General features: G+C 71.4%; 24 protein-coding genes. 13 read left to right on the top strand and 11 right to left on the bottom strand.

Annotated elements, in window-relative coordinates; translation table 11 throughout:
• Positions 1-41: 41 nt before the first annotated feature.
• The 3 genes from ACWF79_RS07120 to ACWF79_RS07110 are packed head-to-tail and all read left to right on the top strand — an operon-like array spanning position 42 to position 2,820.
• Positions 42-725, top strand: coding sequence for a response regulator (locus tag ACWF79_RS07120; RefSeq protein WP_453727033.1), 684 nt, complete (start codon positions 42-44; stop codon positions 723-725).
• A gap of 5 nt (positions 726-730) precedes the next feature.
• Complete coding sequence (locus ACWF79_RS07115) at positions 731-2,200, top strand: ATP-binding protein (protein WP_453727191.1); 1,470 nt, start codon at positions 731-733, stop codon at positions 2,198-2,200.
• On the top strand, positions 2,197-2,820 hold the full coding sequence (locus tag ACWF79_RS07110) for a hypothetical protein (RefSeq protein ID WP_453727032.1): 624 nt from the start codon (positions 2,197-2,199) through the stop codon (positions 2,818-2,820). Before ACWF79_RS07115 ends, ACWF79_RS07110 begins: the two co-directional genes overlap by 4 nt.
• Positions 2,821-2,840: 20 nt before the next feature.
• Here ACWF79_RS07110 and ACWF79_RS07105 read toward each other — a convergent pair whose 3' ends face one another.
• Positions 2,841-3,668 (bottom strand): serine hydrolase domain-containing protein, encoded by an 828-nt coding sequence (locus ACWF79_RS07105; RefSeq protein ID WP_453727031.1) that lies wholly within the window; start codon positions 3,666-3,668, stop codon positions 2,841-2,843.
• 52 nt (positions 3,669-3,720) lie between these two features.
• On the opposite strand from ACWF79_RS07105, the gene ACWF79_RS07100 reads away from it, so the two are divergent.
• Complete coding sequence (locus ACWF79_RS07100; RefSeq protein WP_453727030.1) at positions 3,721-4,116, top strand: MerR family transcriptional regulator; 396 nt, start codon at positions 3,721-3,723, stop codon at positions 4,114-4,116.
• Positions 4,113-5,129, top strand: coding sequence for an aldo/keto reductase (locus tag ACWF79_RS07095; protein WP_453727029.1), 1,017 nt, complete (start codon positions 4,113-4,115; stop codon positions 5,127-5,129). The genes ACWF79_RS07100 and ACWF79_RS07095 overlap by 4 nt, the downstream gene beginning before the upstream one ends.
• Positions 5,130-5,170: 41 nt before the next feature.
• On the opposite strand, the gene ACWF79_RS07090 is transcribed toward ACWF79_RS07095, so the two are convergent.
• The 7 genes from ACWF79_RS07090 to ACWF79_RS07060 form a co-directional block, all read right to left on the bottom strand.
• Positions 5,171-6,367: an acyltransferase family protein gene (locus ACWF79_RS07090; RefSeq protein ID WP_453727028.1), complete on the bottom strand. Its 1,197-nt coding sequence runs from the start codon at positions 6,365-6,367 to the stop codon at positions 5,171-5,173.
• Positions 6,364-7,344 (bottom strand): alpha/beta hydrolase, encoded by a 981-nt coding sequence (locus ACWF79_RS07085; RefSeq protein ID WP_453727027.1) that lies wholly within the window; start codon positions 7,342-7,344, stop codon positions 6,364-6,366. The genes ACWF79_RS07090 and ACWF79_RS07085 overlap by 4 nt, the downstream gene beginning before the upstream one ends.
• A gap of 202 nt (positions 7,345-7,546) precedes the next feature.
• Complete coding sequence (locus tag ACWF79_RS07080; protein ID WP_453727026.1) at positions 7,547-8,233, bottom strand: response regulator; 687 nt, start codon at positions 8,231-8,233, stop codon at positions 7,547-7,549.
• On the bottom strand, positions 8,230-9,519 hold the full coding sequence (locus ACWF79_RS07075; protein WP_453727025.1) for a histidine kinase: 1,290 nt from the start codon (positions 9,517-9,519) through the stop codon (positions 8,230-8,232). The genes ACWF79_RS07080 and ACWF79_RS07075 overlap by 4 nt, the downstream gene beginning before the upstream one ends.
• A gap of 237 nt (positions 9,520-9,756) precedes the next feature.
• Positions 9,757-10,623 carry a DUF4429 domain-containing protein gene (locus ACWF79_RS07070; protein WP_453727024.1) on the bottom strand — a complete coding sequence of 289 codons (867 nt, stop codon included), beginning with the start codon at positions 10,621-10,623 and terminating at the stop codon, positions 9,757-9,759.
• Positions 10,624-10,697: 74 nt separating this feature from the next.
• A complete protein-coding gene (locus tag ACWF79_RS07065) occupies positions 10,698-11,909 on the bottom strand; it encodes an alpha/beta hydrolase (RefSeq protein ID WP_453727023.1) in 1,212 nt (403 codons plus the stop codon).
• 183 nt (positions 11,910-12,092) lie between these two features.
• Positions 12,093-12,722 (bottom strand): TetR family transcriptional regulator, encoded by a 630-nt coding sequence (locus tag ACWF79_RS07060; RefSeq protein ID WP_453727022.1) that lies wholly within the window; start codon positions 12,720-12,722, stop codon positions 12,093-12,095.
• Between the two features lie 126 nt (positions 12,723-12,848).
• Between ACWF79_RS07060 and ACWF79_RS07055 the strand changes: the two genes are divergently transcribed.
• Both ACWF79_RS07055 and ACWF79_RS07050 read left to right on the top strand, forming a co-directional pair.
• The gene (locus tag ACWF79_RS07055; protein ID WP_453727021.1) at positions 12,849-14,471 is read left to right on the top strand and encodes an MFS transporter; all 1,623 of its coding nucleotides are present in this window, start codon (positions 12,849-12,851) and stop codon (positions 14,469-14,471) included.
• A 225-nt stretch (positions 14,472-14,696) separates the two neighbouring features.
• The gene (locus ACWF79_RS07050; RefSeq protein ID WP_453727020.1) at positions 14,697-15,083 is read left to right on the top strand and encodes a peptidase inhibitor family I36 protein; all 387 of its coding nucleotides are present in this window, start codon (positions 14,697-14,699) and stop codon (positions 15,081-15,083) included.
• On the opposite strand, the gene ACWF79_RS07045 is transcribed toward ACWF79_RS07050, so the two are convergent.
• Positions 15,064-15,843: a potassium channel family protein gene (locus tag ACWF79_RS07045; RefSeq protein ID WP_453727019.1), complete on the bottom strand. Its 780-nt coding sequence runs from the start codon at positions 15,841-15,843 to the stop codon at positions 15,064-15,066. The genes ACWF79_RS07050 and ACWF79_RS07045 overlap by 20 nt on opposite strands.
• A gap of 86 nt (positions 15,844-15,929) precedes the next feature.
• A complete protein-coding gene (aceE, locus tag ACWF79_RS07040) occupies positions 15,930-18,662 on the bottom strand; it encodes a pyruvate dehydrogenase (acetyl-transferring), homodimeric type (protein ID WP_453727018.1) in 2,733 nt (910 codons plus the stop codon).
• 411 nt (positions 18,663-19,073) lie between these two features.
• On the opposite strand from aceE, the gene ACWF79_RS07035 reads away from it, so the two are divergent.
• From ACWF79_RS07035 to ACWF79_RS07010, 6 genes are all read left to right on the top strand, one after another.
• Positions 19,074-19,496, top strand: coding sequence for a DUF3052 domain-containing protein (locus ACWF79_RS07035; RefSeq protein ID WP_453727017.1), 423 nt, complete (start codon positions 19,074-19,076; stop codon positions 19,494-19,496).
• A 120-nt stretch (positions 19,497-19,616) separates the two neighbouring features.
• The gene (locus ACWF79_RS07030) at positions 19,617-20,075 is read left to right on the top strand and encodes a peroxiredoxin (RefSeq protein WP_453727016.1); all 459 of its coding nucleotides are present in this window, start codon (positions 19,617-19,619) and stop codon (positions 20,073-20,075) included.
• Positions 20,076-20,189: 114 nt separating this feature from the next.
• Positions 20,190-20,765, top strand: coding sequence for a TerD family protein (locus tag ACWF79_RS07025; RefSeq protein WP_158986948.1), 576 nt, complete (start codon positions 20,190-20,192; stop codon positions 20,763-20,765).
• Between the two features lie 110 nt (positions 20,766-20,875).
• The gene (locus ACWF79_RS07020; protein WP_453727015.1) at positions 20,876-21,451 is read left to right on the top strand and encodes a TerD family protein; all 576 of its coding nucleotides are present in this window, start codon (positions 20,876-20,878) and stop codon (positions 21,449-21,451) included.
• A 29-nt stretch (positions 21,452-21,480) separates the two neighbouring features.
• Positions 21,481-22,626 (top strand): DUF475 domain-containing protein, encoded by a 1,146-nt coding sequence (locus ACWF79_RS07015; RefSeq protein ID WP_453727014.1) that lies wholly within the window; start codon positions 21,481-21,483, stop codon positions 22,624-22,626.
• A gap of 95 nt (positions 22,627-22,721) precedes the next feature.
• The gene (locus tag ACWF79_RS07010; RefSeq protein WP_453727013.1) at positions 22,722-23,462 is read left to right on the top strand and encodes a TerD family protein; all 741 of its coding nucleotides are present in this window, start codon (positions 22,722-22,724) and stop codon (positions 23,460-23,462) included.
• Between the two features lie 9 nt (positions 23,463-23,471).
• Here the strand turns inward: ACWF79_RS07010 and ACWF79_RS07005 are convergent, their stop codons facing one another.
• Positions 23,472-24,539 (bottom strand): TerD family protein, encoded by a 1,068-nt coding sequence (locus ACWF79_RS07005; protein WP_453727012.1) that lies wholly within the window; start codon positions 24,537-24,539, stop codon positions 23,472-23,474.
• Between the last annotated feature and the right edge of the window lie 91 nt (positions 24,540-24,630).

Below are 24,630 nucleotides of genomic sequence, written 5' to 3'. Positions count from 1 at the left end.
GCACCCCCACGCCCCCCTTCTCACCTTGGGATACTGCTCGAATGCCTCGCGTGCTGCTCATAGAAGACGACCCCTCCGTCCGCGAAGGGGTCGAACTCGGGCTGCGACGGCGCGGCCACGACGTGCGGGCCGCCGCGACCGGCGAGGCGGGGCTCGCGCTGCTCACGGAGTTCCGGCCGGACCTCGTCCTGCTCGACCTGATGCTGCCCGGCATGAACGGCGTCCAGGTCTGCCACCGGATCCGCGAGACGAGCCAGCTGCCGATCATCATGCTCACCGCACGCGGTGACGACTTCGACGTCGTCGTCGGCCTGGAGGCGGGCGCCGACGACTACATCGTCAAACCTGCCCGTACCGAGGTCATCGAGGCCCGCATACGCGCCGTCCTGCGCCGCATCGAGGAGCCCGGAACGGGCCGCCCCGCCGTCGAGTTCCACGGCGAGCTCGCCATCGACCGCGCGGGACTCACCGTCGCCAAGTCCGGCGAACGTCTCGCCCTCGCCCCCTCCGAGCTGAAGCTGCTGCTGCATCTGACCGCCCACCCCGAGCAGGTCTTCAGCCGCCAGCAACTCCTCGAACACGTCTGGGAGCACAGCTACCACAGCGACGCCCGCCTCGTGGACGCCTGTGTCCGCCGCCTCCGCAACAAGATCGAGGACACCCCGGGCACCCCCCGCTACATACAGACCCTGCGCGGCTTCGGCTACCGCTTCGGACCGCTGTGACGCGCCTGACGCGCCTGACGCGCCGCGAACCGCGCGGGCCGCGTCTTCTGCGCAACCGCCCCCGCCCGTTCGGCCTGCGGACCCGGCTCGTCCTCGCCTTCCTCCTCGTCGCCGCCGTCGGCTGCGGCACCACGGCCGCGCTCACCTACCGCGCCGCCCGCAACGCGATCCTCGAACAGGCCCAGGACAACGCCGTCTCCACCTTCCGCGAGCAGGTCGGGTCCTTGGGCATCTCGCTGCCCGTCGAACCGGAGCATCTGCGCCCGTTGCTGTTCCACATCGCCAAGCAGGGCAAGCCGCGCCCCTGGCGGGTCTACGCCGAGTACGGAGACATGCGGGTCTCCTCGACGGACCGCCCCACCTCCACCGTCCTCGCCCCCGAACTGCGCGCTCGCGCCCAGGGCACCACGCACGCCGGCTTCCAGCGGGTCGTCCGGAACGGCACCGCCTACCTCACGATCGCGGTCCCCGCCCTCTTCAAACCCGGCCCCGGCGCCGACGCCCGCCCCACCGGCCTCGTCCTCTACGCCGTCGTCGACATGAGCAACGAGCAGGCGAACATCGACGCCATGGTGGCCGCGGCCCGCGGCGGCGCCCTGCCGGCCCTCGCCGTCGCGCTCGTCCCCGCCCTGATCGCCGCACGGAGCGTGCTGCGTCCGGTACGGGACCTGAGGCGTGCCGCGCACAGCATGGGCAGGGGTGAGCTGGACACCCGTCTCCACGCCAAGGGCAGCGACGAACTCGCCGACCTCGCCCGGACGTTCAACGAGTCCGCCGCCGAACTCGAACGCTCGGTCGCGGAGCTCCAGCGCGCCGAGGCCCGCGCCCGCCGGTTCGCCTCCGACGTCTCGCACGAACTGCGCACCCCGCTCGCCGGGATGTTGGCCGTCACCGAGGTCCTCGACGAGGACGCCGCCATGCTCGACTCCGACACGGCCCGGGCGGTACGGCTCATCAGCGCCGAGACCGGCAAGCTCGCCGTGCTCGTCGAGGACCTGATGGAGATCTCCCGCTTCGACGCGCGCGCCGCCGAGCTGCACACGGACGAGGTGGACGTCGCGGAAACGATCCGCCGGACCCTGTCGAGCCGCCACTGGACCGACCCGGAGCAGCTGGTCCCCGACCTCCCGCCCGGCATCCGCGCCCGGCTCGACCCGCGCCGCTTCGACGTGGTCGTCGCCAACCTGGTCGGCAACGCGCTGCGGCACGGCCGCCCGCCCGTGACGGTACGGCTCTTCACCGACGGCCCCTGGCTGGTCACCGAGGTCGCCGACCGAGGGCCGGGCATCGCGCCGGAGGTGCTGCCGCACGTCTTCGACCGCTTCTTCAAGGCCGACCCGGCGCGCACCCGCTCCTCCGGCAGCGGACTGGGGCTCGCGATCACCCAGGAGAACGTACGGCTCCACGGCGGCACCGTCCTGGCCGCGAACCACCCCGACGGAGGGGCCGTCTTCACCGTGAGGATCCCGCTGTGAGAGCTGTGCGTACCGTGACCGCGTACCGAAGGATCACGCTCACCGCTGCCCTGGTCCTCGCCCTGGGGGCCTGCGGCGTCCGGGGCAGCGACGTCGTCGAGGCCGGTGACGCGGCGACCCTCGTCGTCCACCCGGCGCCCGCGCTCAGGATGACGCTCTTCTACGTCGGCCCCGACGGCCGCCTGCTGCCGGTCGTCAGGGAGGGCGAGGGCGTTCCGGAGAGCACGCCGGATCCCACCCCCACGCACCCCGACGGGGAACCCGTCCACGACAGGAGTGAGGGCGACCCCGGCAGACCGCTGAAGGCGCTCGCGGCCCTGCTGGCCGGCCCCACCGAGGCCGAACGCGCCGTGGGCCTGCGCACCAGGCTCCCGGTGGCGGAGAACGGCAACCACGCGCTGTTCGTGAGCGAGGACCCGGTCGACCGGGGCGAGGGCGACGTCCCGGTGTACCGGGTGCGGTACATGGGACTGGTGACGGACCTGGATCCGCTCGCCGTCCAGCAGATCGTCTGCACGACGGTCTTCGCGAAGCATCCCGCGGGGCTGGTCTCGGTCGCCCTCACCGGCCCGGACGGCGCCCTGCCGACCCAGTCCTGCCCAGGTACGGAGACGGAATAGGCCCACAGAACGGGCCGGGTTCAGGCCCCGGCGCGCAGCTCCGCGAGGACCGCGTCCGTGAACGGCGGCCACGCCTCGACCGCCCACGGCCCGAAGGCCCGGTCGGTCAGCGCCACGCACGCCGCCCGCGCGTCCGGGTCGATCCACAGGAACGTGCCCGACTGCCCGAAGTGCCCGAACGTACGGGGCGAGGACGAAGCACCCGTCCAGTGCGGTGCCTTGCCGTCGCGGATCTCGAAGCCGAGCCCCCAGTCGTTCGGCTTCTGGTGCCCGTAACCGGGCAGGATGCCGGTCAGACCGGGGTACGTCACCGTCATCGCGTCCAGGACCGTGCGCGGGTCGAGGAGGCGAGGCGCCTGCACCTCGGCCGCGAAGCGCACCAGGTCGTCGACCGTCGAGACACCGTCCTTGGCGGGCGAGCCCTCCAGCGTCGTCGCCGTCATCCCCAACGGCTCCAGAACGGCCTGGTGGAGGTAGTCGGCGAACGGGATGTCCGTGGCCTTGGCGACATGGTCGCCGAGCGCCTCGAACCCGGTGTTGGAGTAGATCCGGCGGCTGCCCGGCGCGGCCATCACCCGCTGCTCGTCGAAGGCGAGCCCCGAGGTGTGCGCGAGCAGGTGCCGGACCGTCGCGCCCTCGGGCCCGGCCGGCTCGTCGAGGTCGATCGCCCCCTCCTCGTACGCGACGAGGACGGCGTACGCGGCCAGCGGCTTGGTGACCGAGGCGAGCGGGAACCGCTGCCCGGTGGGGCCGTGCGCCCCGGCCAGGGTGCCGTCCGCGCGGACGACGGCCGAGGCCGCGGTGGGGACGGGCCAGTTCTCGATCAACGCCAGGCTCTGCAACGACATGGCCCCGAGCCTACTTGCTTGGAGTGCACTCGAAGGTCCTAGCGTGGGGGCCATGAGCGTGATCGAGAGCAGCGCCACCCACTTCACCATCAGCGAGGTCGCCGCCCTGACCGGGCTTTCGGCGCACACCCTGCGCTGGTACGAGCGGATCGGCCTGATGCCGCACGTCGACCGCTCGCACACCGGGCAGCGCCGCTTCTCCCAGCGCGACCTGGACTGGCTGGCGTTCGTCGGCAAGCTCCGGCTGACCGGGATGCCGGTCGCCGGGATGGTGCGGTACGCGGAGCTGGTGCGGGAGGGCGACCACACCCGGGACGAGCGGCGGGAGCTCCTGGAGACCACCCGCCGTGACGTCCTCTCCCGGATCGCCGAACTCCAGGACACGCTCGCCGTGCTCGACATCAAGATCGCCCACTACGGAACCACATGCGGAGGCACGACCTCATGACCAGCAGGATCGACACCGTACGGCTCGGCGGCCAGGACGGACCCGAGATCGGCGTCCAGGGCTTCGGCGCCATGGGCATCAGCGAGTTCTACGGCGACACGGACGAGGCCGCCGCCCGCGACACCCTCGACGCCGCGCTGGAGGCCGGCGTCAACCTGATCGACACCGCCGACATCTACGGCAGCGGCGCCAACGAGGAGTTCCTGGCGCCGTTCCTCGCCCGCCACCGTGACGAGGTCGTCCTCGCCACCAAGTTCGCCATCGAGCGGCGCGCCGACGACCCGCGGTACCGGGGCATCCGCAACGACCCCGCGTACATCAGGAAGTCCGTGGAGGCGAGCCTGCGGCGCCTCGGCGTCGAGACGATCGACCTCTACTACATGCACCGGCGCGACCCGAAGGTCCCCTTCGAGGAGTCGGTCGGGGCGATGGCGGAGCTCGTACGGGAGGGCAAGGTCAAGCAGCTCGGCCTGAGCGAGGTGACCGGCGCGGAGCTGCGCGAGGCGCACGCGGTGCACCCGATCGCCGCCCTGCAGTCGGAGTGGTCGCTCTTCTCGCGCGACGTCGAGCGCAGCGCCGTGGGCGCGGCGGCGGAGCTGGGCGTGACGTTCGTGCCGTACTCGCCGCTGGGCCGGGGCTTTCTGACCGGCGCGTTCGCTGACGCCCAGAAGGACCTGTCGGGCGGCGACTTCCGAAAGTTCCAGCCCCGCTTCACCGGCGAGAACGCGGCCCGGAACGCGGCCCTCCTCGCCCCGCTCCACACGATCGCGGAGAACCACGACGCGACGGCGGCGCAGGTCGCCCTGGCCTGGGTCCAGCAGCGCGCCGCCGTCCACGGTCTGACCGTCGTCCCGATCCCGGGCACCCGCAAGCGCAGCCGTCTCGCCGAGAACGCGGCGGCGACCCGCCTCACGCTGACCGAGTCGGAACTCGCCGCACTGGAGCCGATCGCGGCGCAGGTCGCGGGCGACCGCTACCCGGACATGAGCTTCACGTCGGCGGCGCGCGAGTAGGAGGGACCTGGGACCCTTCGTTTCCCCGGGCCTCTGGGGGCTCACGCGAGCCCCAGGGCGAAGACCGCGAAGCCCGCTGCGAGCAGTCCGGCGACGGTGCGGCGGGCGGGCCCGGTCTTCGTCCAGGGGGACTCGAAGCGGCGCGCGTACCGCCCGATCAGGACCAGCAGCCCCGCGAAGAGCGGCATCCACGCCAGCCGGGCGAGGATCCAGCCGACCGAGTCCGGCGCGCCGACCAGGCCGGTGACCTCACCCGCGTACGAGGCGGGGATCGCGGCGGCGAGCATCGCCGTCTGGTGCCAGCACAGGATCGTCATCGCGGACAGGTTGACGACCACGACCGGCGCCCAGAGTGCGGGCCGCTTCAGGAGTGTGCCGAGGCGGTCGCGGAGCAGGATCGCGGCGCCGCTCTGCGCGGCGGCCAGGGCGAGGACGAGCAGCGACGGCGGGTGGGAGTTGGTGCGCGCCTCCCCCGGTACGCCGACCATCGACGCCGGGTAGCCGAAGGCGAGCAGCAGCGCGGCGAAGAGCGCGGCGCCGCCGAGCAGCAGTCCCCAGGCGTGGCGCCGGGTGAGCCGCCCCTCGCCCCAGGAGACGCCGAGCTGGTAGGCGAAGAGCCAGCCGGGCAGGATGTTCAGGAGGCTCAGCCAGGACGGCATGGCCTCCGCGTACGGCCCGTAGCGCAGGAGGTCGACGACGGCGACGGTGCCGAGCAGCGGCGCGGCGGCCCACACGCCCGCCCGGCGGGCGGCGCGCACGCACAGCGGGGTCAGGGCGGTGACGACCGTGTACACCCCGACGAACCAGAGCGGCTGGATCACCAGCGTGGACGCCGTCCGCAGGGTGTCGCCGGGCACCCCGAACCCATGGTGGAGAACGGGGAGAAGCGCCGCCCAGACGGCGGTGACACCGAGGACGGGCCGGCCGAGGCGCGCGAGGCGCCCCCTGAGCCACGTGCCGGTGCTCCCTTCGTGCCGCCGGTAGGAGAGCACGGAGGCGTACCCGCCGACCAGGAAGAAGATCCCCAGCATCTGCAGGATCCAGCTGACCGGCGCGAGACCGCCGAAGGTGGCGAGCGGGCTGGCGTTGTGGATCGCTCCGTCGGAGGAGAGCGTGAACCCGCCGAGCAGCCAGTGCCCGGTCGGCACGGCGAGCAGGGCGAGGGCGCGCAGGCCGTCGACGGCGCGGTCGCGGTGGGCGGGGGTACGGGCCTCGACGCGTTCGACCAGCGCGTTCATCGGACATCCCCCTGGGCGATGGCGGCGAAGGTACGCAGCGACTGCGTGCCGGGCGCGAAGTAGCCGTCGTGGCCACGGGCGTCGTCGGCGGGGACCCGGCGGGCGCCGAACGCGGGATCAGTGGGGTCCGCGCCGTGCCCCAGCCCCGCGAACTCGACGTTCGGGATCCGGTCGATCCAGTCGGACGGGTCCTTGGCGGCCCAGACGCGGGCGGAGGTGTTCAGCTCGCCGACGTTCGCGGCGCGCATGCCGGGGGAGCCGAAGACGACGAGGTCCTTGGCCTTGAGCCGGTCGGCGGCGAGGCCGCAGACGACGGAGCCGTAGCTGTGGCAGAACAGGGACGGCTCGGGCGCTCCGGCGGCGGCCAGCCCGTCGGTCAGCCGGGCCAGCCGCTCGGCCCCGGCCTCGGCGAGTTCCCCGGTGGCGGCGTCGACACCGACGCCGAGCGGCGTGGTGTAGCCGGCCCAGGCGATGACGGCGGTACGGCCGTCGGTGGCGCGGCGCAGGGACTCGGCCATGTCGGTGAGGGGCCGGACGTTCCCGGCGTCGATGTCGGACCCGGGTACGACGACGGCGACGTGCTCGGCGGTGGCCAGGTCACCGTGGACGAGGGCGACCTGGCCACGCCCCCGGGGGTCGAAGGCGAGCACCTGCTGACCGTCGTACCGCCCGCCGAGGGCGAGGGCGTTCGCCTCGTACCGCAGCCGCGGCGGAACGCCGTCGAGGTTGCCGACGACGGAGGGGTGCGCGCGCACCAGCTCCCGCTGCCGTGCGGGGCTCAAGCCGTCGAAGAAGGCGGCGACTTCGGCGGGGCTCGTCCGCTCGGGATCGGGCAGCCCGTCCGCCCGCCAGGCCTCCGCCCCGACGGGCGCCCCGGTCACGGCCTGCTGCGCACTCCCGGACGCCCATCCCGCGGTCCCGGTCACCACGGTCGTGGCGATCGCGGCGGCGACCAGGGTCCTCGTGTAGCGACGCATGGGGCGCCCTCCCTCTTCGTGTTCTCTCGTCGTTGGCGAGAGGAAGGTAGGAAGAGGGTGGGTGACGGTACGTCACACCGGGGGGCCAAGTCCCGGGTGATACCGGGGTAGGGGCGGGACGAGGAGCGAACCCCAGGCCGGGGGTGGGGTTACCCCCACCGGAGGGGGCACGACCCCCGCCCGGCGGCCGCGCGCCCGCGTGCTAGCGCCCCGCGTCGCCCGGGACGACCAGTCCCGACTCGTACGCGAAGATGACCGCCTGCGCCCGGTCGCGCAGATCGAGCTTGGCGAGCACGCGTCCGATGTGCGTCTTCACCGTCTGTTCCGCCAACACCAGCCGCTCCGCGATCTCCTGGTTCGACAGGCCCCGCGCGATCAGCTCCAGTACCTCGGTCTCACGCGGCGTCAGCCCGTTCAGCCGCAGCGCCGCACGGTCCGCCCGCGGCGCCGGACGCGACGCCGCGAAGTCGGCGATCAGCCGCCGCGTCACCGACGGCGCGAGCAGCGCCTCACCGGCCGCCACCACCCGTACCGCCGCGATCAGGTCCGCCGGCGGCGCGTCCTTCAGCAGGAAACCCGACGCGCCCGCGCGCAGCGCCTCGTACACGTAGTCGTCCACGTCGAAGGTGGTGAGCATCAGCACCTTCGGACGGTGCACGACCCCCACCGGCGGGTCCAGGATCTCCCGCGCCGCCGCGAGCCCGTCCATCTCCGGCATCCGTACGTCCATCAGGACCACGTCCGGGTGCGTCGACCGGGCCACCTCCACGCCCTGCCGCCCGTCCGGGGCCTCGCCCACCACGTCGATGTCGGCCTGCGCCGCCAGCAGCGCCGCGAACCCCGCCCGCACCATGGCCTGGTCGTCGACGATGATCACCCGGATGGTCACGAGCCGTCCTCCGTACCCGTACGCAGCGGAAGCCGGGCCGCGACACGGAAGCCGCCGTCCGGCAGCGGCCCGGTGTCCAGCGTGCCGCCGGTCAACCGTACGCGCTCCCGCATGCCGACCAGCCCGTGCCCCGTCCCGTCCCCGCCCTCGAGCGGCGAAGTGGGCACAGGAGCGGGTCCGTTGACGACCACGACGAGGAGCGCGCCGTCCTCGGACCGTACCGACACCCGGGTCTTCGCGCCCGGCGCGTGCCGGACGATGTTCGCGAGCGCCTCCTGCACGATCCGGTACGCCGACAGATCCACCGCCTGCGGCACCTCCCCGAGCTCCGCCGCCATGGACAGCTCGGCCGGCACCCCCGCCCGTACCGTCGCCTCGATCAGCTGCTGCACCCGGTCGAGGCCCGGCTGCGGCGCCCGCTCGCCCTCCGCGCCCTCGCTGCGCAGCACCACCAGCAGCCGGCGCATCTCGGTGAGCGACTCCCGCGCGCTCGCGGCGATCGAGGTGAACTCCTCGCGCGCCGCCTCCGGCAGATCCGGGATCCGGTACGGCGCCGAGTCCGCCTGCACGGTGATCACGGACATGTGGTGGGCGACGACGTCGTGCAGCTCGCGCGCGATCCGGGCCCGCTCCTCCAGGAGCGTGGCGCGCGCCCGCTCCTCCTGGGTGCGGCGCTCGGCCGCGCCGCGTTCGCGCAGCGTCGCCGTCAGGAGCAGGACGACCCCGCTCAGGACGAAGAGCAGGATGTGGACGCCGTCGTCCCGCCGCGGCGCGATCGCCACGAGCAGGAAACCGGCGGCCCCGGTCGCCAGCCACACCCCGAGCAGCGCCTTGCGGGACTCGCGGAGCCCCAGGGCGAGCATCAGACCGAGGTACCCGACGACGACCATCGGCGTCCACGGCCAGGACAGACTCGCCGTGTCGTCCCTGCCGAGCAGCACGACCGCACCCAGGACGTCGGCGACGCCGATGATCCACCAGGCCTGGAGGGGGCGGGTGACGGCGAGCAGCAGCGGCGCGGTCTGCGCCGTGGCCAGGGCCCCGGCGACGGCACCGTTCACGCCGTAGTCGTGCATGAGGACGGTGATGGTGACGGGGAGCAGCGAGCAGACGAAGGCGAGGGCGACGACGTACGGGAGCAGCCTCAGCCACCGGTTGCGCACATCGGCGAAGAGGGGGGCGCCGGGCTCGGTGGGGGTCGCGAGGGCGACCCCGAAGGCCCGCAGAGCCCCTCGCGCGGGTGCGAACCGCGCGGCGAGGCCGGGGGAGAGGGGTGTCTTCTTCATGGCCCGCCCAGGTTAGGCAGGCCGCGGCGCGCCGTACGTCATACCTGGGGGCCGACCGGCGGGTGATACCGCGGTATGAGACGGGCGTGGCGGTTGGGTGAGAGGACCGTCCCTCACAGCGCCGGGGCAGAGCGGGCCCGTTCCTCACGGCGTCGGGGGAGAGGGGGCCCGTTCCTCACAGCGCCCGGGGAGAGGGGGCCCGATCCTCACAGCGCCCGGGGGAGGGCGGCCCGTTCCTCACAGCTCCGCGAGCAGCTCCGCCTTCTTCGCCGTGAACTCGTCGTCCGTCACCAGGCCCGCCCTGTGCAGCTCCCCCAGGTGCCGGATGCGTTCCGCGATGCCCGCAGGGTCGCGCGCCTCCGGCAGCGCGTCCACGGGGGACGGCGTCGTCCGTCCCGCGCCCCGGACGGCCGCGAGGACCGCCGCGGCGAAGGGCAGCGACTTGTGGACCGGGCCGTAGCCGAGGCCGAAGACGACGGCCGCCGGGTCGTGGTCCGCCTGGGCGGCCCGGGGCTCTCCGGAGCGGGGCAGCAGCCGCAGGTAGCCGTCGAAGACGTCCGGTGAGCGCCACTCGACCCCGCCGAGGTCCCGCACCGAGAACGTCTGGTCGCCGGCCTTCCACTTCTCCGAGGACGCGCCCGTCCAGAACCAGCGGAACGCCACCTCCGACACGCCGTCGAAGCTCGCCGCCCCGTCGTACGCCTTGAAGGACTGCGGCCCCTGGTGCGCCGCGACGAGGAATCCGTCGGCGGGCTCGGCGCCCGGCCCGCCCACCAGCCGCTCCCGCAGCTCGTCGCGGTAGTACTCGGCCAGCGTCTCCCGCTCGGCCGGCAGCACCAGCCGGTACGGGTCGCTCCCCTCGTGCAACTGCCCCGCGGCCGCCTCCATCAGCGGATCGGCGCCGCGCCGCGGCTCCGCGTGCAGTACGACCGTTCCCCGCTTGCCCGGGGTGAGCGTCACCGACGCCAACGCCTCGTACGGGACACGGCGTTCGCCCAGCGCCTGGAAGAGTTTCGGTGTGCGGATCCCCCGTTCGAACCGGATGACGACGGCGTCGCTCTCGAACTCCCAGGTGGCATGAATTCCGGCCAGCACATCACCCATGTGCCTCATCGTAAGCGGCGTGCGCCCGCGCGTCGCCCCTGCGCCGGGGTCCGAAATCAGCCGCTCTACGCGCGTCAGGCTCCGTCCGCGCCGGAAATCCCGTTGCGGCAGGCGCTGCCGGCGCTCGCGCAGGTCAGGTTCTGGTACGAACCAACCCCTATGGCGGCGAAGTTGTCCAGGCTCTTGGTGCCTGGCTCGAAGTAGCCGGTGTGGCTGTTGGCGCCGGCCGCCGAGAGCAGTCGCGCGCCGAACTCCGGCTCCACCGGATCCGCCCCGTGCCCGACCCCGCCGACCGCCAGGTGCGGCACGCCCGCGATCCAGTCGTCCGCGTCCCGCATCGCCCACACCCGTGCCCGGGTGGACAGTTCGGCCGCGCGCTCCACCCGCATCCCGGGGCTCCCGGCCACGACGACGTCCGTGACCCGGGAGGGCAGGTTCGCCGCGGCGACCCCGCACACCACGGAGCCGTAACTGTGGCAGAACAGGCTGACGCGCGAGTCGCCGGGCAGCGCGGCCGCCAGGGAGAGGAGCCGTACCGCGCCGGCCGAGGCGAGCCGCCCCGTCGCCGCGTCGATACCGACCCCGACGGGCGCGGTGTAGTCGGCCCAGGCGATGACGGCCGTACGGCTCCCGGGCGCGACCCGGCGCTCGGCGGCGTACAGCGAATGCGCCATCCCGACGGGGGCCGAGTACCGGCGGGCGGTCTTCTGGAAGGTGAGCAGATTGGTGTCGACGCCCGGCACGATCACCGAGACCCGCCGCGCCCGCTCCAGATCGCCCATGACCTCGGCCATGCGGCCGCCGCCGGTCGGGTCGAACGAGAGGATCTGCCGGCCGGGCTCCATGAGGGAGGCGAACCGGTGGGCCCGTCGCACGGCCTCGCGCCGCCCGTCGGTGGTCAGCGGGGCGTGGTCGATCCTGTTCCGCTCGGCGTCCAGGGCCCGCGCGAGGGACACCCGGTTGGCGCGGTAGCGGAGCGTGACCGGCGCGCCGTCGAGATTGCCGACGACGAGCGGGTGGGCGTCGGCGAGGAAGGCGCCCTGCGAGGGGCCGATCGAGGCGAAGAAGGCGGCGATCGTACGGGCGGGGGCGGCCGGGTCCGGCAGCGCCTGGTGGCCGATCCGGCCGTGCGCCCAGGAGGCGAGTGCGGCCGGGCGGGACTCTCCTGGCCCGCGCTGATGGCTGATCGTGGTCCAGCCGGTGGTCGCCAGCATGACGAACACCACGGACAGCGCGAGCAGCAGGCGCCAGAGGGAGAGCGTGGGGGAGGAGTCGAAGGAAGTCACTGCGCCACACCCTAGGAGACGGGCGCGGCGAGCCGGGTCACCGAGTGAGGCGGATCACGCGGGAAGCCCAGATGTGGTAACACTCCGTACGCGCAGAGGTACGGACGGGGGTACGTGTGGACGTACGCGCCGGCGTGGTGGCTCCGTGCCACGGTGCCACCGAAGAGGGTGGTGGGCGAGGCGTCAGTTCCGCCAGTCGCGGGCCAGTGCGGGGCCCAGGTGGTCCAGATAGCCCTCGGTCAGCGCGCGGATGCCCTCCAGGCTCAGGTCCGTACCGCGCCCCCAGAGCTGACCCGTCACCCGCATGACGCCGCTGAACGCGGCGACCAGGATCCTCGGGCGGGGGTCCTCGTCCACGTCGACGCCCTCGCGCGCGGCGACGAGCCGGGCGATGGCCTCCTCCATCTCCATGGAGCGGCGCAGATGAACGGCGAGCAGCGCCGGCGTCGACTCGATCATCTGGAAGGTCCGCAGGTACAGCTCGACGGGGACGACCTCCATGATCGCCTCGCCGATGCTGTCCCAGGCGCAGAGCACGGCGTTGCGCAGCGCGTCGAGCGGGCCCTCCTCCGGCGGCCGCTCCGCCAGCGCCTGGACGAAGCGCTCCTCGACCAACTGCTGGACGGCGAAGGCGACTTCCTCCTTGGAGGCGAAGTAGCGGAAGAAGGTGCGCTGGGAGACCTCGACGGCGTCGGCGATCTCGTCCACGGTGGTCTGCTCGTACCCCTGCGTCGTGAACAGCTCAAGGGCCACTCGGAGCAGCGCGTTCCGCGTGCGCTGCTTCTTCCGCTCCCGGAGACCGGAAATCGTCACCGACTGGCCCTCTTTCCGCCACTTTCCGTTGCTTCGTGCTGCTCAGCGTACCTGTGAGCTAAGTGACAGTTACTGTCGCATGAATTACTTTGTCAATTGTCAGTCGCTGACATTAGCCTCCTTCGCATGACTAGTCAGACCACCGTGGAAAAGGCCCCGCAGGGTCAGGGGGGTGACCGGAGCCCCGCGTCGGCTCCGGCGAAGGGACTGCGAGGCCACCCCTGGCTGACCCTGTTCGCCGTCGCCGCCGGCGTGATGATGGTGGCGCTCGACGGCACGATCGTCGCGATAGCCAACCCGGCCATCCAGGCCGACCTCGGAGCCACGCTCGACCAGCTCCAGTGGATCACCAACGGCTACCTCCTCGCGCTCGCCGTCGCCCTGATCACGGCCGGCAAGCTCGGTGACCGTTTCGGCCACCGCCAGACGTTCCTCATCGGCATCGCCGGCTTCGCCGCCGCGTCCGGGGCGATCGGCCTCTCGGACTCGATCGGGCTCGTGATCGCCTTCCGTGTCCTCCAGGGCCTCTTCGGTGCCCTGCTGATGCCGGCCGCGCTCGGCCTGCTGCGCGCCACCTTCCCCGCCGAGAAGCTGAACATGGCCATCGGCATCTGGGGCATGGTCATCGGCGCCTCGACGGCCGGCGGCCCGATCCTCGGCGGCTTCCTCGTCGAGCACGTCAGCTGGCAGTCCGTCTTCTTCATCAACGTGCCGGTCGGCGTCCTCGCGCTCGCGCTCGGCCTGGTGATCCTCAAGGACCACCGCGCCGAGAACGCCCCGCGCTCCTTCGACATCTTCGGCATCGTGCTGCTCTCCGGCGCGATGGGCTCCCTGGTCTGGGGCCTCATCAACGCCGGTGCCGAGTGGGGCTGGACCGGCGGCAAGACCTGGGGCTGCCTCGGGGCCTCCGTGCTGCTCTTCCTCGTCTTCGCCTTCTGGCAGACGAAGGCCAAGGAGCCGCTCATCCCGCTGGCCATGTTCCGCTCCGTCCCGCTCACTGCGGGTGTGGTGCTGATGGTCCTGATGGCCTTCGCCTTCATGGGCGGCCTCTTCTTCGTGACCTTCTACCTCCAGGGCGTCAAGGGCCTCAGCCCGATCGACAGCGGTCTGCACCTGCTGCCGCTGACCGCGATGATGATCGTCTCCTCGCCGCTGGCCGGCGCGCTGATCACCCGGTTCGGCCCGCGCATCCCGCTGGTGGGCGGCATGGTCTGCACCGCCGTCGCGATGTTCGGCATGATGACGCTCTCCGCGGGGACCGGCACCTTCACGACCTCGCTCTGGTTCGCTCTGCTCGGCCTGGGCCTCGCCCCGGTGATGGTCGGCGCCACCGAGGTCATCGTCGGCAACGCCCCGCTGGAGCTCTCCGGTGTGGCCGGTGGCCTCCAGCAGGCCGCGATGCAGGTCGGCGGCGCCCTCGGTACGGCGGTGCTCGGCGCGGTCATGTCCTCCAAGGTCTCCAGCTCCTTCGCCGAGAACTGGACGGCGGCCGGGATCCCGGGTGCGCCCGCTCCGGCTCTTGAGGAGGCCGCCGAGTTCGGCATGGTCCCGCAGGAGCTGGCCAAGGCGCCGAACATGACCCCGGACATGTTCGACCGGATCGGGGGCGTCATCCACGAGACGTTCCTGGAGGGCATGGGCCTCGCGTTCACCGTCGCCGGCGTCGTCGCCGTCGTCGCGGCCTTGGTCGCCACGCTGACCAAGCGCGGCGAGAACGCGGAGGCGGGCGCGGGCGCCGCCCACATCTGACCTCGCGTTTCTTGTACGGAGGTGAAAGCCCCGCCGGTCCTGTCCGGCGGGGCTTTCACCTGTCCGGGTGAATCGACCCTTGGCCTCTTCCCAACAGGTGGTGACGTCCGTCAGAGTTCTGATTACGGAGAGTGACGATTTGGGGGGTTCACCACGATGGAGACGAAGCACGCACGACTGGAGAACGCGCAGTCGAGGAACGCGCGAGCGAGGCACGCACGACCGATGTGCGTATGGCTGGCCGCAGTGGCGGCCACCCTGCTCACGGCGCTACCGGCCGTACCGGCCACCGCGGCCCCGAGCGCACCCACCGCCGCGCCCGCGACCAGGCTCGGCGCCTGTGGGCCCGGGCAGCTGTGTCTGTGGCCCAAGGCCGACTTCCGGGGCGCGGCGTGGACGCACGAGCTGGCCGGCACCGACGTCGACAGCTGCGTCGCGCTGCCCCCGGGCACGAGCGCCCAGGCGCTCGCCAACCGGACGGGGCGGCCGGTCACGACGTACCAGTCCGCGGAGTGCGCGGAGACGGGCGAGTTCGAGACCTACCCGGGCCGCGGGACCTGGGTGCCCCAGACGCCGTACCAGGTCAGAGCCTTCAAGATCTGGGAGCGGTAGGGAGCTCGGAGGCCTCGGGGCTTCTGCCCTGCGGCGGCACGGCGCTGGTCGCGGGGGCGGAGAGCCGGGACACCTCGGCGCGCAGCTCCCGGACCTCCCGGGTCAGCGCCTCGAGGAGCTCGGTCTGCCGCCGCTCGGCGGCGTCGTCCCGCTCGAAGCGGGAGATGAACCAGGCGGCGATGTTGGCGGTCACCACACCGAGGAGGGCGATCCCCGAGAGCATCAGGCCCACCGCGAGGACGCGGCCGAGTCCCGTGGTCGGGGCGTGATCTCCGTACCCCACGGTCGTCATCGTGGTGAACGACCACCAGACCGCGTCGCCGAGCGTCTTGATGTTGCCGTCCGGCGCGGTCCGCTCCACATGGAGCACCGCCAGCGAGCCGAACATCATCAGCCCGACCACCGCGCCCGCCACATAGGTGGTGAGCGTTATCTGCGGAGCCATCCGGGCCCGCCGGCCCACGAGGAGGAGCGTCGAGACCAGTCGCAGCAGCCGCAGCGGCTGCACCAGGGGCAGCAGGACAGCCAGCAGGTCCAGCGGGTGGTGGCGGACGAAGTGCCACTTGCTCGGAGCCAGCGTCAGCCGTACGGCGTAGTCGAGGGCGAAGGCGCCCCACACCACCCACTCCACGGCCAGACACAGCTCATGGATCCAGGGGGTGGCGTCCGGCGCCACGATCGGTACGGCATACGCCACGCCGAACGCCACCGCCAGGATCAGCAGGGGCGTCTGGGTGCGCTTCTCCCAGCTTTCCTTCATGCCGGGAATCGTAGGGCGGGTGCGGGGGCGCACTGGCCCCCGCACCCGCACCTCGGGTGTGCGCCGTTACGCGGCGGGTCCTGCCGTCACGCGTCGCCGCCCGCGGGGCCGGGGTCGGCGGCCGCGACGTCGAGCAGCTGGTAGCGGTCGATGGCCTGCTTCAGGGCCGACCGGTCGACCTTGCCGTCACGGGCCAGTTCGGTGAGGACCGCGAGCACGATCGACTGGGCGTCGATGTGGAAGTAGCGGCGGGCCGCACCCCGGGTGTCGGCGAAGCCGAAGCCGTCCGCACCCAGCGAGGTGTACGTGCCCGGCACCCAGCGGGAGATCTGGTCCGGGACCGAGCGCATCCAGTCGGAGACCGCCACGAACGGGCCCTGCGCGGAGGACAGCTTCTGCGTCACGTACGGGACGCGCTGCTCCTCCTCCGGGTGGAGCAGGTTGTGCCGGTCGACCTCCACGGCCTCGCGGCGCAGCTCGTTCCAGGACGTGGCCGACCAGACGTCGGCGCGGACGTTCCACTCCTCGGCGAGGATCCGCTGCGCCTCCACCGCCCACGGCACGGCGACACCGGAGGCCATGATCTGCGCGGGGATCGCGCCGGCCTCGCCCGCCTTGAAGCGGTGGATGCCCTTGAGGATGCCCTCGGCGTCCACGTTCTCGGGCTCCGCCGGGTGCTGGATCGGCTCGTTGTAGACCGTCAGGTAGTAGAAGACGTCCTCGGCGTCGGGGCCGTACATCCTCTTCAGGCCGTCCTGGACGATGCGCGCGATCTCGAAGCCGAACGCCGGGTCGTACGCGACACAGCCCGGGTTCGTCGAGGCCAGCAGGTGCGAGTGGCCGTCCGCGTGCTGGAGGCCCTCACCGGTCAGCGTCGTACGGCCGGCGGTGGCGCCGAGGACGAAGCCGCGCGCGAGCTGGTCGGCCATCTGCCAGAACTGGTCGCCGGTCCGCTGGAAGCCGAACATCGAGTAGAAGACGTAGACCGGGATCAGCGGCTCGCCGTGCGTGGCGTACGCCGAGCCGGCCGCGATCAGCGAGGCCGTGCAGCCGGCCTCGGAGATGCCGTCGTGCAGCATCTGGCCGGTCGGGGACTCCTTGTAGGCGAGGAGCAGTTCGCGGTCCACGGCCTCGTACTGCTGGCCCAGCGGGTTGTAGATCTTGGCGCTCGGGAAGAAGGAGTCCATGCCGAACGTGCGGTACTCGTCGGGGGCGATCAGCACGAACCGCTTGCCGATCTCCTTGTCCCGCATGAGGTCCTTGAGCAGCCGGACGAAGGCCATCGTGGTGGCGATCGACTGCTGGCCGGAGCCCTTCTTCACCGCGGCGTAGGTCTTGTCCTCGGGCAGGACCAGCGGCTTCGCCCGCACGACACGGGTCGGCACGTACCCGCCGAGCGCCTTGCGGCGGTCGTGCATGTACTGGATCTCCTCGGAGTCCCGGCCCGGGTGGTAGTACGGCGGCAGGCCGCTCTCCAGCTGCGCGTCCGTGATGGGAATGTGCAGCCGGTCGCGGAAGCGCTTGAGGTCGTCGACCGTCAGCTTCTTCATCTGGTGGGTCGCGTTGCGGCCCTCGAAGTTCGGGCCGAGCGTCCAGCCCTTGACGGTCTGCGCGAGCACGACGGTCGGCTGGCCCTTGTGGGCCTTGGCCGCCGCGAAGGCCGCGAAGATCTTCTTGTGGTCGTGTCCGCCGCGGCCCAGGTGCAGGATCTGGTGGTCCGACATGGACTCGACCATCGAGCGCAGTCGCTGGTCGTCGCCGAAGAAGTGGTCGCGGATGTACGCGCCGGTCTCGGTGGCGTACGTCTGGAACTGGCCGTCGGGCGTGATGTTCAGCTTGTTGACCAGGATGCCGTCGCGGTCCTGGGCGAGCAGCGGGTCCCAGGAACGGTCCCAGATGAGCTTGATCACGTTCCAGCCGGCGCCGCGGAACTGCGACTCCAGCTCCTGGATGATCTTGCCGTTGCCGCGCACCGGGCCGTCCAGGCGCTGGAGGTTGCAGTTGACGACGAACGTCAGGTTGTCCAGGCCCTCACGGGCGGCGATCGACAGCTGGCCGAGCGACTCCGGCTCGTCCATCTCGCCGTCGCCGAGGAACGCCCACACGTGGGACTTGGAGGTGTCGGCGATGCCGCGCGCCTCCATGTAGCGGTTCATCCGGGCCTGGTAGATCGCGCCGAGCGGGCCGAGGCCCATCGAGACGGTCGGGAACTCCCAGAAGTCCGGCATCAGCCGCGGGTGCGGGTACGAGGACAGGCCGTTGGGGAACTTCGACTTCTCCTGGCGGAACGCGTCGAGCTGCGTCTCGTCGAGCCGGTCGAGCAGATAGGCGCGGGCGTAGATGCCGGGCGAGGCGTGGCCCTGGAAGAAGATCTGGTCGCCGCCGTCGCCCTCGTCCTTGCCCCGGAAGAAGTGGTTGAAGCCGACGTCGTACAGCGAGGCGGAGGAGGCGAAGGTGGCGATGTGACCGCCGACCCCGATGCCCGGGCGCTGGGCGCGCGAGACCATCACGGCCGCGTTCCAGCGGGTCGCGTTGAGGACCTTGCGCTCGATCTCCTCGTTGCCCGGGAAGAACGGCTCGTCCTTGGTCGCGATGGTGTTGACGTAGTCCGTGCTGCGCATCTCGGGCACGGCGACGCGCTTCTCACGGGCGCGTTCGATGAGGCGGAGCATCAGATAGCGGGCCCGCTCGCGGCCTCGCTCGTCCACGGCCGCGTCGAGGGAGTCGAGCCATTCCTGGGTCTCTTCGGGATCGAAATCCGGGACCTGACTGGGAAGGCCGCCAATGATGATCGGGTTGCGATCGGATCCGGAAGCCACGCTGTTCCTTCGCTGTTCGGTGGAGCCCACGGAGGCCGGGACGCCGGCCGGGATGTCCATCGTGTACCCCGTCCGTGCCACACGTCATCTCTACCGAGGGGTAACCCCCACGGGGCGCCTGGTTGGGTCAAATCGCAACCTTACGCCCAACCCGCGCATGCGTTTCGTCAAGACGTTCGGCAGACTGAAGCCGACGGAAGCCCGCAAAGCAGGACGAAGCGTGTGCCATATGTCACGGAGCGGAGTGGAACCGAACCGGGAGATGCGGCGAGACGGCCCCAAACGTCACCGTTTCGGCGGTCTCGGCGGCCGGGTACTTGCGCGATCCGCCCAGCCCGTGTGGACTACGGCCAGCGCCGCGCGTACGCGCGCGGCCCAAGCATTTTCCGATACATGATCAGGAGGCAAGCCGTGAGCGCGACCGCGGACCACGCGGAGGAGCGGACCAACCCGGCAGCGAGGCTGGGGTTCGAGCCCGGACAGGTGGTCCAGGAGATCGGTTACGACGACGACGTCGACTTCGATCTCCGCGAAGGCATCGAGTCCATCATCGGGTCGGACCTTGTCGACGAGGACTACGACGACGTCGCAGACGCCGTCGTCATCTGGTTCCGTGACGAAGACGGAGACCTGACGGACGCCCTGGTCGATGCCATCGGCCTGCTGGAGGACGGTGGGGTCGTATGGCTGCTGACGCCGAAGACGGGCCGTGACGGCTACGTCGAGCCGAGCGACATCAACGACGCGGCCCAGACCGCCGGCTTCTCCCAGACCAAGAGCATCAGCGTGGCCAAGGACTGGGCGGGCAGCCGTCTGGTCGCACCCAAGCGCTGATCCCCCGAGCAGCAGGAGCCCCCGCCGGCGCGAGCCGGCGGGGGCTCTGTGCGTCCTGACCCCCGGCGGGGTCCTAAGCTGGGCCTTCACCCGTTCGGTCCGGTGAAGGGAGCGCACGCCATGGCGATCGAGGTCGGCACCAAGGCCCCGGAGTTCGAGCTCAAGGACAACCACGGCCGCACCGTGCGCCTCGCCGACTTCCGCGGCGAGAAGAACGTGGTCCTGGTCTTCTACCCGTTCGCCTTCACCGGGGTCTGCACCGGCGAACTGGGCGAGCTGCGCGACAACCTGTCGCGGTTCGTCAACGACGACACCCAGCTCCTCGCCGTCTCCACCGACTCGATCCACACCCTGCGCGTCTTCGCCGAGCAGGAGGGCCTGGAGTACCCGCTCCTCTCCGACTTCTGGCAGCACGGCGAGGCCTCCCGCGCCTACGGCGTCTTCGACGAGGACAAGGGCTGCGCCGTGCGCGGCACCTTCGTCATCGACAAGGAGGGCGTCGTCCGTTGGAGCGTCGTCAACGACCTGCCGGACGCCCGTGACATCGAGGACTACGCCAAGGCGCTCGACACTCTCTGAGGATCCGGGCGAATCGTCTGTCCAGGCCGGGAACCCGTCACTAGGATCCAGTCGTTGATCCGAATGCCAACGCACGACGGGGGCGCTGCCCCTGGAAACCACATGGAGGGACTCGTGGGAGTCAGCCTCAGCAAGGGCGGCAACGTCTCGCTGACCAAGGAGGCCCCTGGCCTGACCGCCGTCACCGTCGGTCTGGGCTGGGACGTCCGCACCACCACCGGTACGGACTTCGACCTCGACGCCAGCGCCATTCTGGTCAGCGCGGAGGGCAAGGTCCGCAACGACCAGGACTTCGTGTTCTTCAACAACCTGAAGAGCGCCGACGGCTCGGTCGAGCACACCGGTGACAACCTCACCGGCGAGGGCGAGGGTGACGACGAGCAGGTCAAGGTCAGCCTGGCCACGGTGCCCGCCGATGTCGCCAAGATCGTCTTCCCGGTGTCGATCTACGACGCCGAGAACCGCCAGCAGTCCTTCGGCCAGGTCCGCAACGCGTTCATCCGCGTCGTGAACCAGGCCGGCGGTGCCGAGATCGCCCGTTACGACCTCTCCGAGGACGCCTCGACCGAGACCGCCATGGTCTTCGGCGAGCTGTACCGCAACGGCGACGAGTGGAAGTTCCGCGCGGTCGGCCAGGGCTATGCCTCGGGCCTGCGCGGTATCGCGGCGGACTTCGGCGTCAACGTCTGAGTCGCGCAGCACCGATACGTCCGGCGTCGCACGCTCCGTGCGACGCCGGACGTGCCTCATCAGCAGGACCATCAGCGGGAAGACCGCAGTTCACCGGGGAGGACACACACATGGGCGTCACGCTCGCCAAGGGAGGCAACGTCTCCCTCTCCAAGGCCGCACCCAACCTCACCCAGGTGCTGGTGGGCCTCGGCTGGGACGCGCGCTCCACCACCGGAGCCCCCTTCGACCTCGACGCCAGCGCCCTGCTGTGCCAGTCGGGACGGGTGCTCGGCGACGAGTACTTCGTCTTCTACAACCAGCTCAAGAGCCCCGAGGGCTCCGTCGAGCACACCGGGGACAACCTCACCGGCGAGGGTGACGGTGACGACGAGTCCCTGATCGTGGACCTGGTCAAGGTCCCCGCCCACTGCGACAAGATCGTCTTCCCGGTCTCGATCCACGAGGCCGACAACCGCGGCCAGACCTTCGGCCAGGTGAGCAACGCCTTCATCCGCGTCGTGAACCGCGCCGACGGCCAGGAACTCGCCCGCTACGACCTCTCCGAGGACGCCTCCACCGAGACGGCGATGATCTTCGGCGAGCTGTACCGGTACGGCGGTGAATGGAAGTTCCGGGCGGTCGGCCAGGGGTACGCGTCCGGTCTTCGGGGCATCGCTCTAGACTTCGGGGTCAACGTTTCGTAAAGCCGCGTAATTACACGATGGGGTAGACAGTGGTACTGAAAACCTTCGGCTGGTCGTTCGCCGTCACGGCGCTCGGACTGGTCGCAGCGGTGCTCTACGGGGGGTGGGAAGCGTTCGGGATCGTCGCGATCCTGTGCATCCTCGAGATCTCGCTTTCCTTCGACAATGCGGTGGTCAACGCCGGAATCCTGAAGAAGATGAATGCCTTCTGGCAGAAGATCTTCCTCACGATCGGTGTGCTCATCGCCGTCTTCGGCATGCGACTGGTCTTCCCCGTCGTGATCGTCGCGATCAGCGCCAAGATCGGCCCCATCGAGGCCGTCGATCTCGCCCTGAACGACGCCGAGCGCTACGAGCAGCTCGTGACCGACGCGCACCCGTCGATCGCGGCCTTCGGCGGTATGTTCCTGCTGATGATCTTCCTCGACTTCATCTTCGAGGACCGCGACATCAAGTGGCTCGGCTGGCTGGAGCGCCCGCTGGCCAAGCTCGGCAAGGTCGACATGCTGTCGGTCTGCATCGCCCTGATCGTCCTGGCGATCAGCGCCATGACCTTCGCGACCCAGGCCCACCAGCACGGCGGTTCGCACGTCGACAAGGCGTCGACCGTCCTGCTCTCGGGCGTCTTCGGCCTCATCACGTACCTCGTCGTCGGCGGGCTCTCCGGCTACTTCGAGAACAAGCTCGAGGAGGAAGAGGAGCGCGAGCACGAGGCCGAGGAGGAGGCCAAGCGCAGCGGCAAGAAGGTCGGCGTCGTGCAGCTCGCCGGCAAGGCCGCCTTCTTCATGTTCCTCTACCTCGAAGTCCTCGACGCGTCGTTCTCGTTCGACGGTGTCATCGGCGCCTTCGCCATCACCAACGACATCGTCCTGATGGCGCTCGGCCTCGGCGTCGGCGCCATGTACGTCCGTTCGCTGACGGTCTACCTGGTCCGCCAGGGCACCCTCGACGACTACGTCTACCTCGAGCACGGCGCGCACTACGCCATCGGCGCTCTCGCCGTCATCCTCATGATCTCCATCCGCTACCAGATCCCCGAGGTCGTCACCGGCCTCATCGGCGTGGCCCTCATCGCCTGGTCGTTCTGGTCCTCCCTCCGCCGCAACAAGGCCCTCGCGGCGGCCGAGGGAAAAGCTGACTCCTCGGACAAGACCGAGGTGTCGTCCGGGGTGTGACGCCCCCGGCAATGAGGAACGCTTCACTGCGGGGCGGCCGGTGCACCCGGCCGCCCCGCGGCGTATGAGCAGGTTTCGAGTGGGGGGTGGGGCACATGGGCTTCTGGGACGGCCTGTTTCCGGGGAGGGCGTGGGCGCAGTTCGATTCGGGCAGCGCGGCGAGCAACTCCATCGACCTCACCAAGCGGCGCCCGACGGTCTCCCTCACCCAGCAGGGCGCGGCCACCGGCAATCTGCGCGTCAACCTCTCCTGGCGGATGCGTACCTCCGACATCGAGGGCCGGTCCCGGCAGAGCGGCCAGCTGCTGCGGCACCCCTCGAAGCTCTTCAAGCCCGAGGTCGTCCAGGCGCACACCCAGAGCATGGTCAACGTCGACCTGGACCTCGGCTGCCTGTACGAACTGGCCGACGGCAGCAAAGGCGTCGTCCAGCCGCTCGGCAGCTTCTTCGGCTCGCTGAACGCCCCGCCGTACGTGAACCTGAGCGGCGACGACCGGTTCGGCGGCTCGTCCGGCGAGACGATCTTCGTCAACCTCGACCACCGCGACGAGATCAAGCGGCTGCTCTTCTTCGTCTACATCTACGACCAGACCCCGGCCTTCGACCGCACCCACGCCAAGGTGACGCTCTACCCGAGCAACGGGCCGCGGATCGAGATCGACCTCGACGAGCGGGCCCCGCAGGCCCGCTCCTGCGCGGTGTTCACGGTCGAGAAGGTCAAGGACGAGCTGGTCGTCCGCCGAGAGGTGAAGTTCGTGTACGGCTTCCAGGCCGAGCTGGACCGGTTGTACGGATGGGGCCTGCAGTGGGGGCGCGGCTACAAGACCAAGGCCTGAGCGGGTGCCCTACGGCCCAGGGAGCGCCGCGAGCCAGGCCGATCTTTCCGGGCACGACCTAGGAGCGGACGAACTGCGGGCCCATCGGCGGCATTCGGAAGTTCGGGTCCGGGGCGGGCGCGGCGGCAGCGGCGGGCTGCGGATAGCCGTACCCGGGCCGGTCGCCCCGGGCCCGCGGGGGGGATAACGAACCCGGGACCCGGGCCCCGGGGGGGGGGGGGGGCCGCGGGGCCGGGTACCCGCCCGGGGGGGCCCCGGGGGAGGGGGCCGGGGGGGCCACCGGGGGGGGGTGCCAGGGGGTGGGGTCTCGCCGCCCCGGGCCCGGCCCCCGGGGCCGGGGGGCTTATCGCCGTCCCGGCCCCCGGGCGCCGGGGGAGTGGTCGGCTGCGGCGGCACGGAGACCGGCACGGGGGGCACCGGCGGTACGGGGCCGGGGGTGCCAACGGGCGTGTGGACAACCGTGGCGTCGGGGTCCGGGGCCTGCGTACCGGTGCCCGTCGGGGCGGAGTCCGGCCCGGAGTCGGCCTCCTCGGTGCCCTCGTCGACCGAGATGCCGAAGTCGTTGGCGAGGCCGACGAGGCCGGTCGGGTAGCCCTGCCCGACCGCGCGGAACTTCCAGCCGTCGCCCCGCCGGTACAGCTCGCCGCAGATGATCGCGGTCTCCTCGCCCGTCTCCGCCTTCACGTCGAACAGGGCCAGCGGCTCCCGGTCCGGCCACTTCGCGTCGTAGAGCAGGATCCGCAGGTCGGAGACGCGGCGGAAGGTGTCGCCGTCCGAGGAGGCCGCGATCACCACGCGGTCGACCGACGGGTCGAGCCCGCCGAGATCGGCCTCCACGGTGTCGGTCAGCCCCTCGGCCACCCGCTTCTTGGGCAGCCGACGCACCAGACCCGAGGGGTGGCGTGGCTGGTTGTAGAAGACGAAGTCCTCGTCGGAGCGCACGCGCCCGTCGGCGCCGAGCAGCAGCGCCGAGGCGTCCACGTCGGGGACCCCGGGGCCCGGGGTCCAGCGGAGCACGGCCCGTACGGCCGCGGTGTCGAGAGGGACGTTGGAGCCCTTCAGCATCGCGTGCGTCATGACCGTCATCCTGCCTTCCCGGCCGACCGCCGGACAACGCGGGGGCCGTATCGATCCGCGCGTCGCCCCACCTCGCGAAGCACACGGCATG

The sequence above is a fragment of the Streptomyces sp. NPDC054975 genome, from assembly GCF_053609105.1.
This window is presented reverse-complemented; position numbering and strand designations above follow the sequence as displayed.

What these genes read in the sequence shown, in the direction of transcription:
- ACWF79_RS07120 (WP_453727033.1), top strand. Translation starts at nt 42, where the DNA reads ATGCCTCGCGTGCTGCTCATAGAAGACGACCCCTCCGTCCGCGAAGGG.
- ACWF79_RS07105 (WP_453727031.1), bottom strand. Translation starts at nt 3,668, where the DNA reads ATGTCGTTGCAGAGCCTGGCGTTGATCGAGAACTGGCCCGTCCCCACC.
- ACWF79_RS07100 (WP_453727030.1), top strand. Translation starts at nt 3,721, where the DNA reads ATGAGCGTGATCGAGAGCAGCGCCACCCACTTCACCATCAGCGAGGTC.
- ACWF79_RS07095 (WP_453727029.1), top strand. Translation starts at nt 4,113, where the DNA reads ATGACCAGCAGGATCGACACCGTACGGCTCGGCGGCCAGGACGGACCC.
- ACWF79_RS07090 (WP_453727028.1), bottom strand. Translation starts at nt 6,367, where the DNA reads ATGAACGCGCTGGTCGAACGCGTCGAGGCCCGTACCCCCGCCCACCGC.
- ACWF79_RS07085 (WP_453727027.1), bottom strand. Translation starts at nt 7,344, where the DNA reads ATGCGTCGCTACACGAGGACCCTGGTCGCCGCCGCGATCGCCACGACC.
- ACWF79_RS07075 (WP_453727025.1), bottom strand. Translation starts at nt 9,519, where the DNA reads ATGAAGAAGACACCCCTCTCCCCCGGCCTCGCCGCGCGGTTCGCACCC.
- ACWF79_RS07070 (WP_453727024.1), bottom strand. Translation starts at nt 10,623, where the DNA reads ATGGGTGATGTGCTGGCCGGAATTCATGCCACCTGGGAGTTCGAGAGC.
- ACWF79_RS07055 (WP_453727021.1), top strand. Translation starts at nt 12,849, where the DNA reads ATGACTAGTCAGACCACCGTGGAAAAGGCCCCGCAGGGTCAGGGGGGT.
- ACWF79_RS07050 (WP_453727020.1), top strand. Translation starts at nt 14,697, where the DNA reads ATGTGCGTATGGCTGGCCGCAGTGGCGGCCACCCTGCTCACGGCGCTA.
- ACWF79_RS07045 (WP_453727019.1), bottom strand. Translation starts at nt 15,843, where the DNA reads ATGAAGGAAAGCTGGGAGAAGCGCACCCAGACGCCCCTGCTGATCCTG.
- ACWF79_RS07030 (WP_453727016.1), top strand. Translation starts at nt 19,617, where the DNA reads ATGGCGATCGAGGTCGGCACCAAGGCCCCGGAGTTCGAGCTCAAGGAC.
- ACWF79_RS07020 (WP_453727015.1), top strand. Translation starts at nt 20,876, where the DNA reads ATGGGCGTCACGCTCGCCAAGGGAGGCAACGTCTCCCTCTCCAAGGCC.
- ACWF79_RS07010 (WP_453727013.1), top strand. Translation starts at nt 22,722, where the DNA reads ATGGGCTTCTGGGACGGCCTGTTTCCGGGGAGGGCGTGGGCGCAGTTC.
- ACWF79_RS07005 (WP_453727012.1), bottom strand. Translation starts at nt 24,539, where the DNA reads ATGACGCACGCGATGCTGAAGGGCTCCAACGTCCCTCTCGACACCGCG.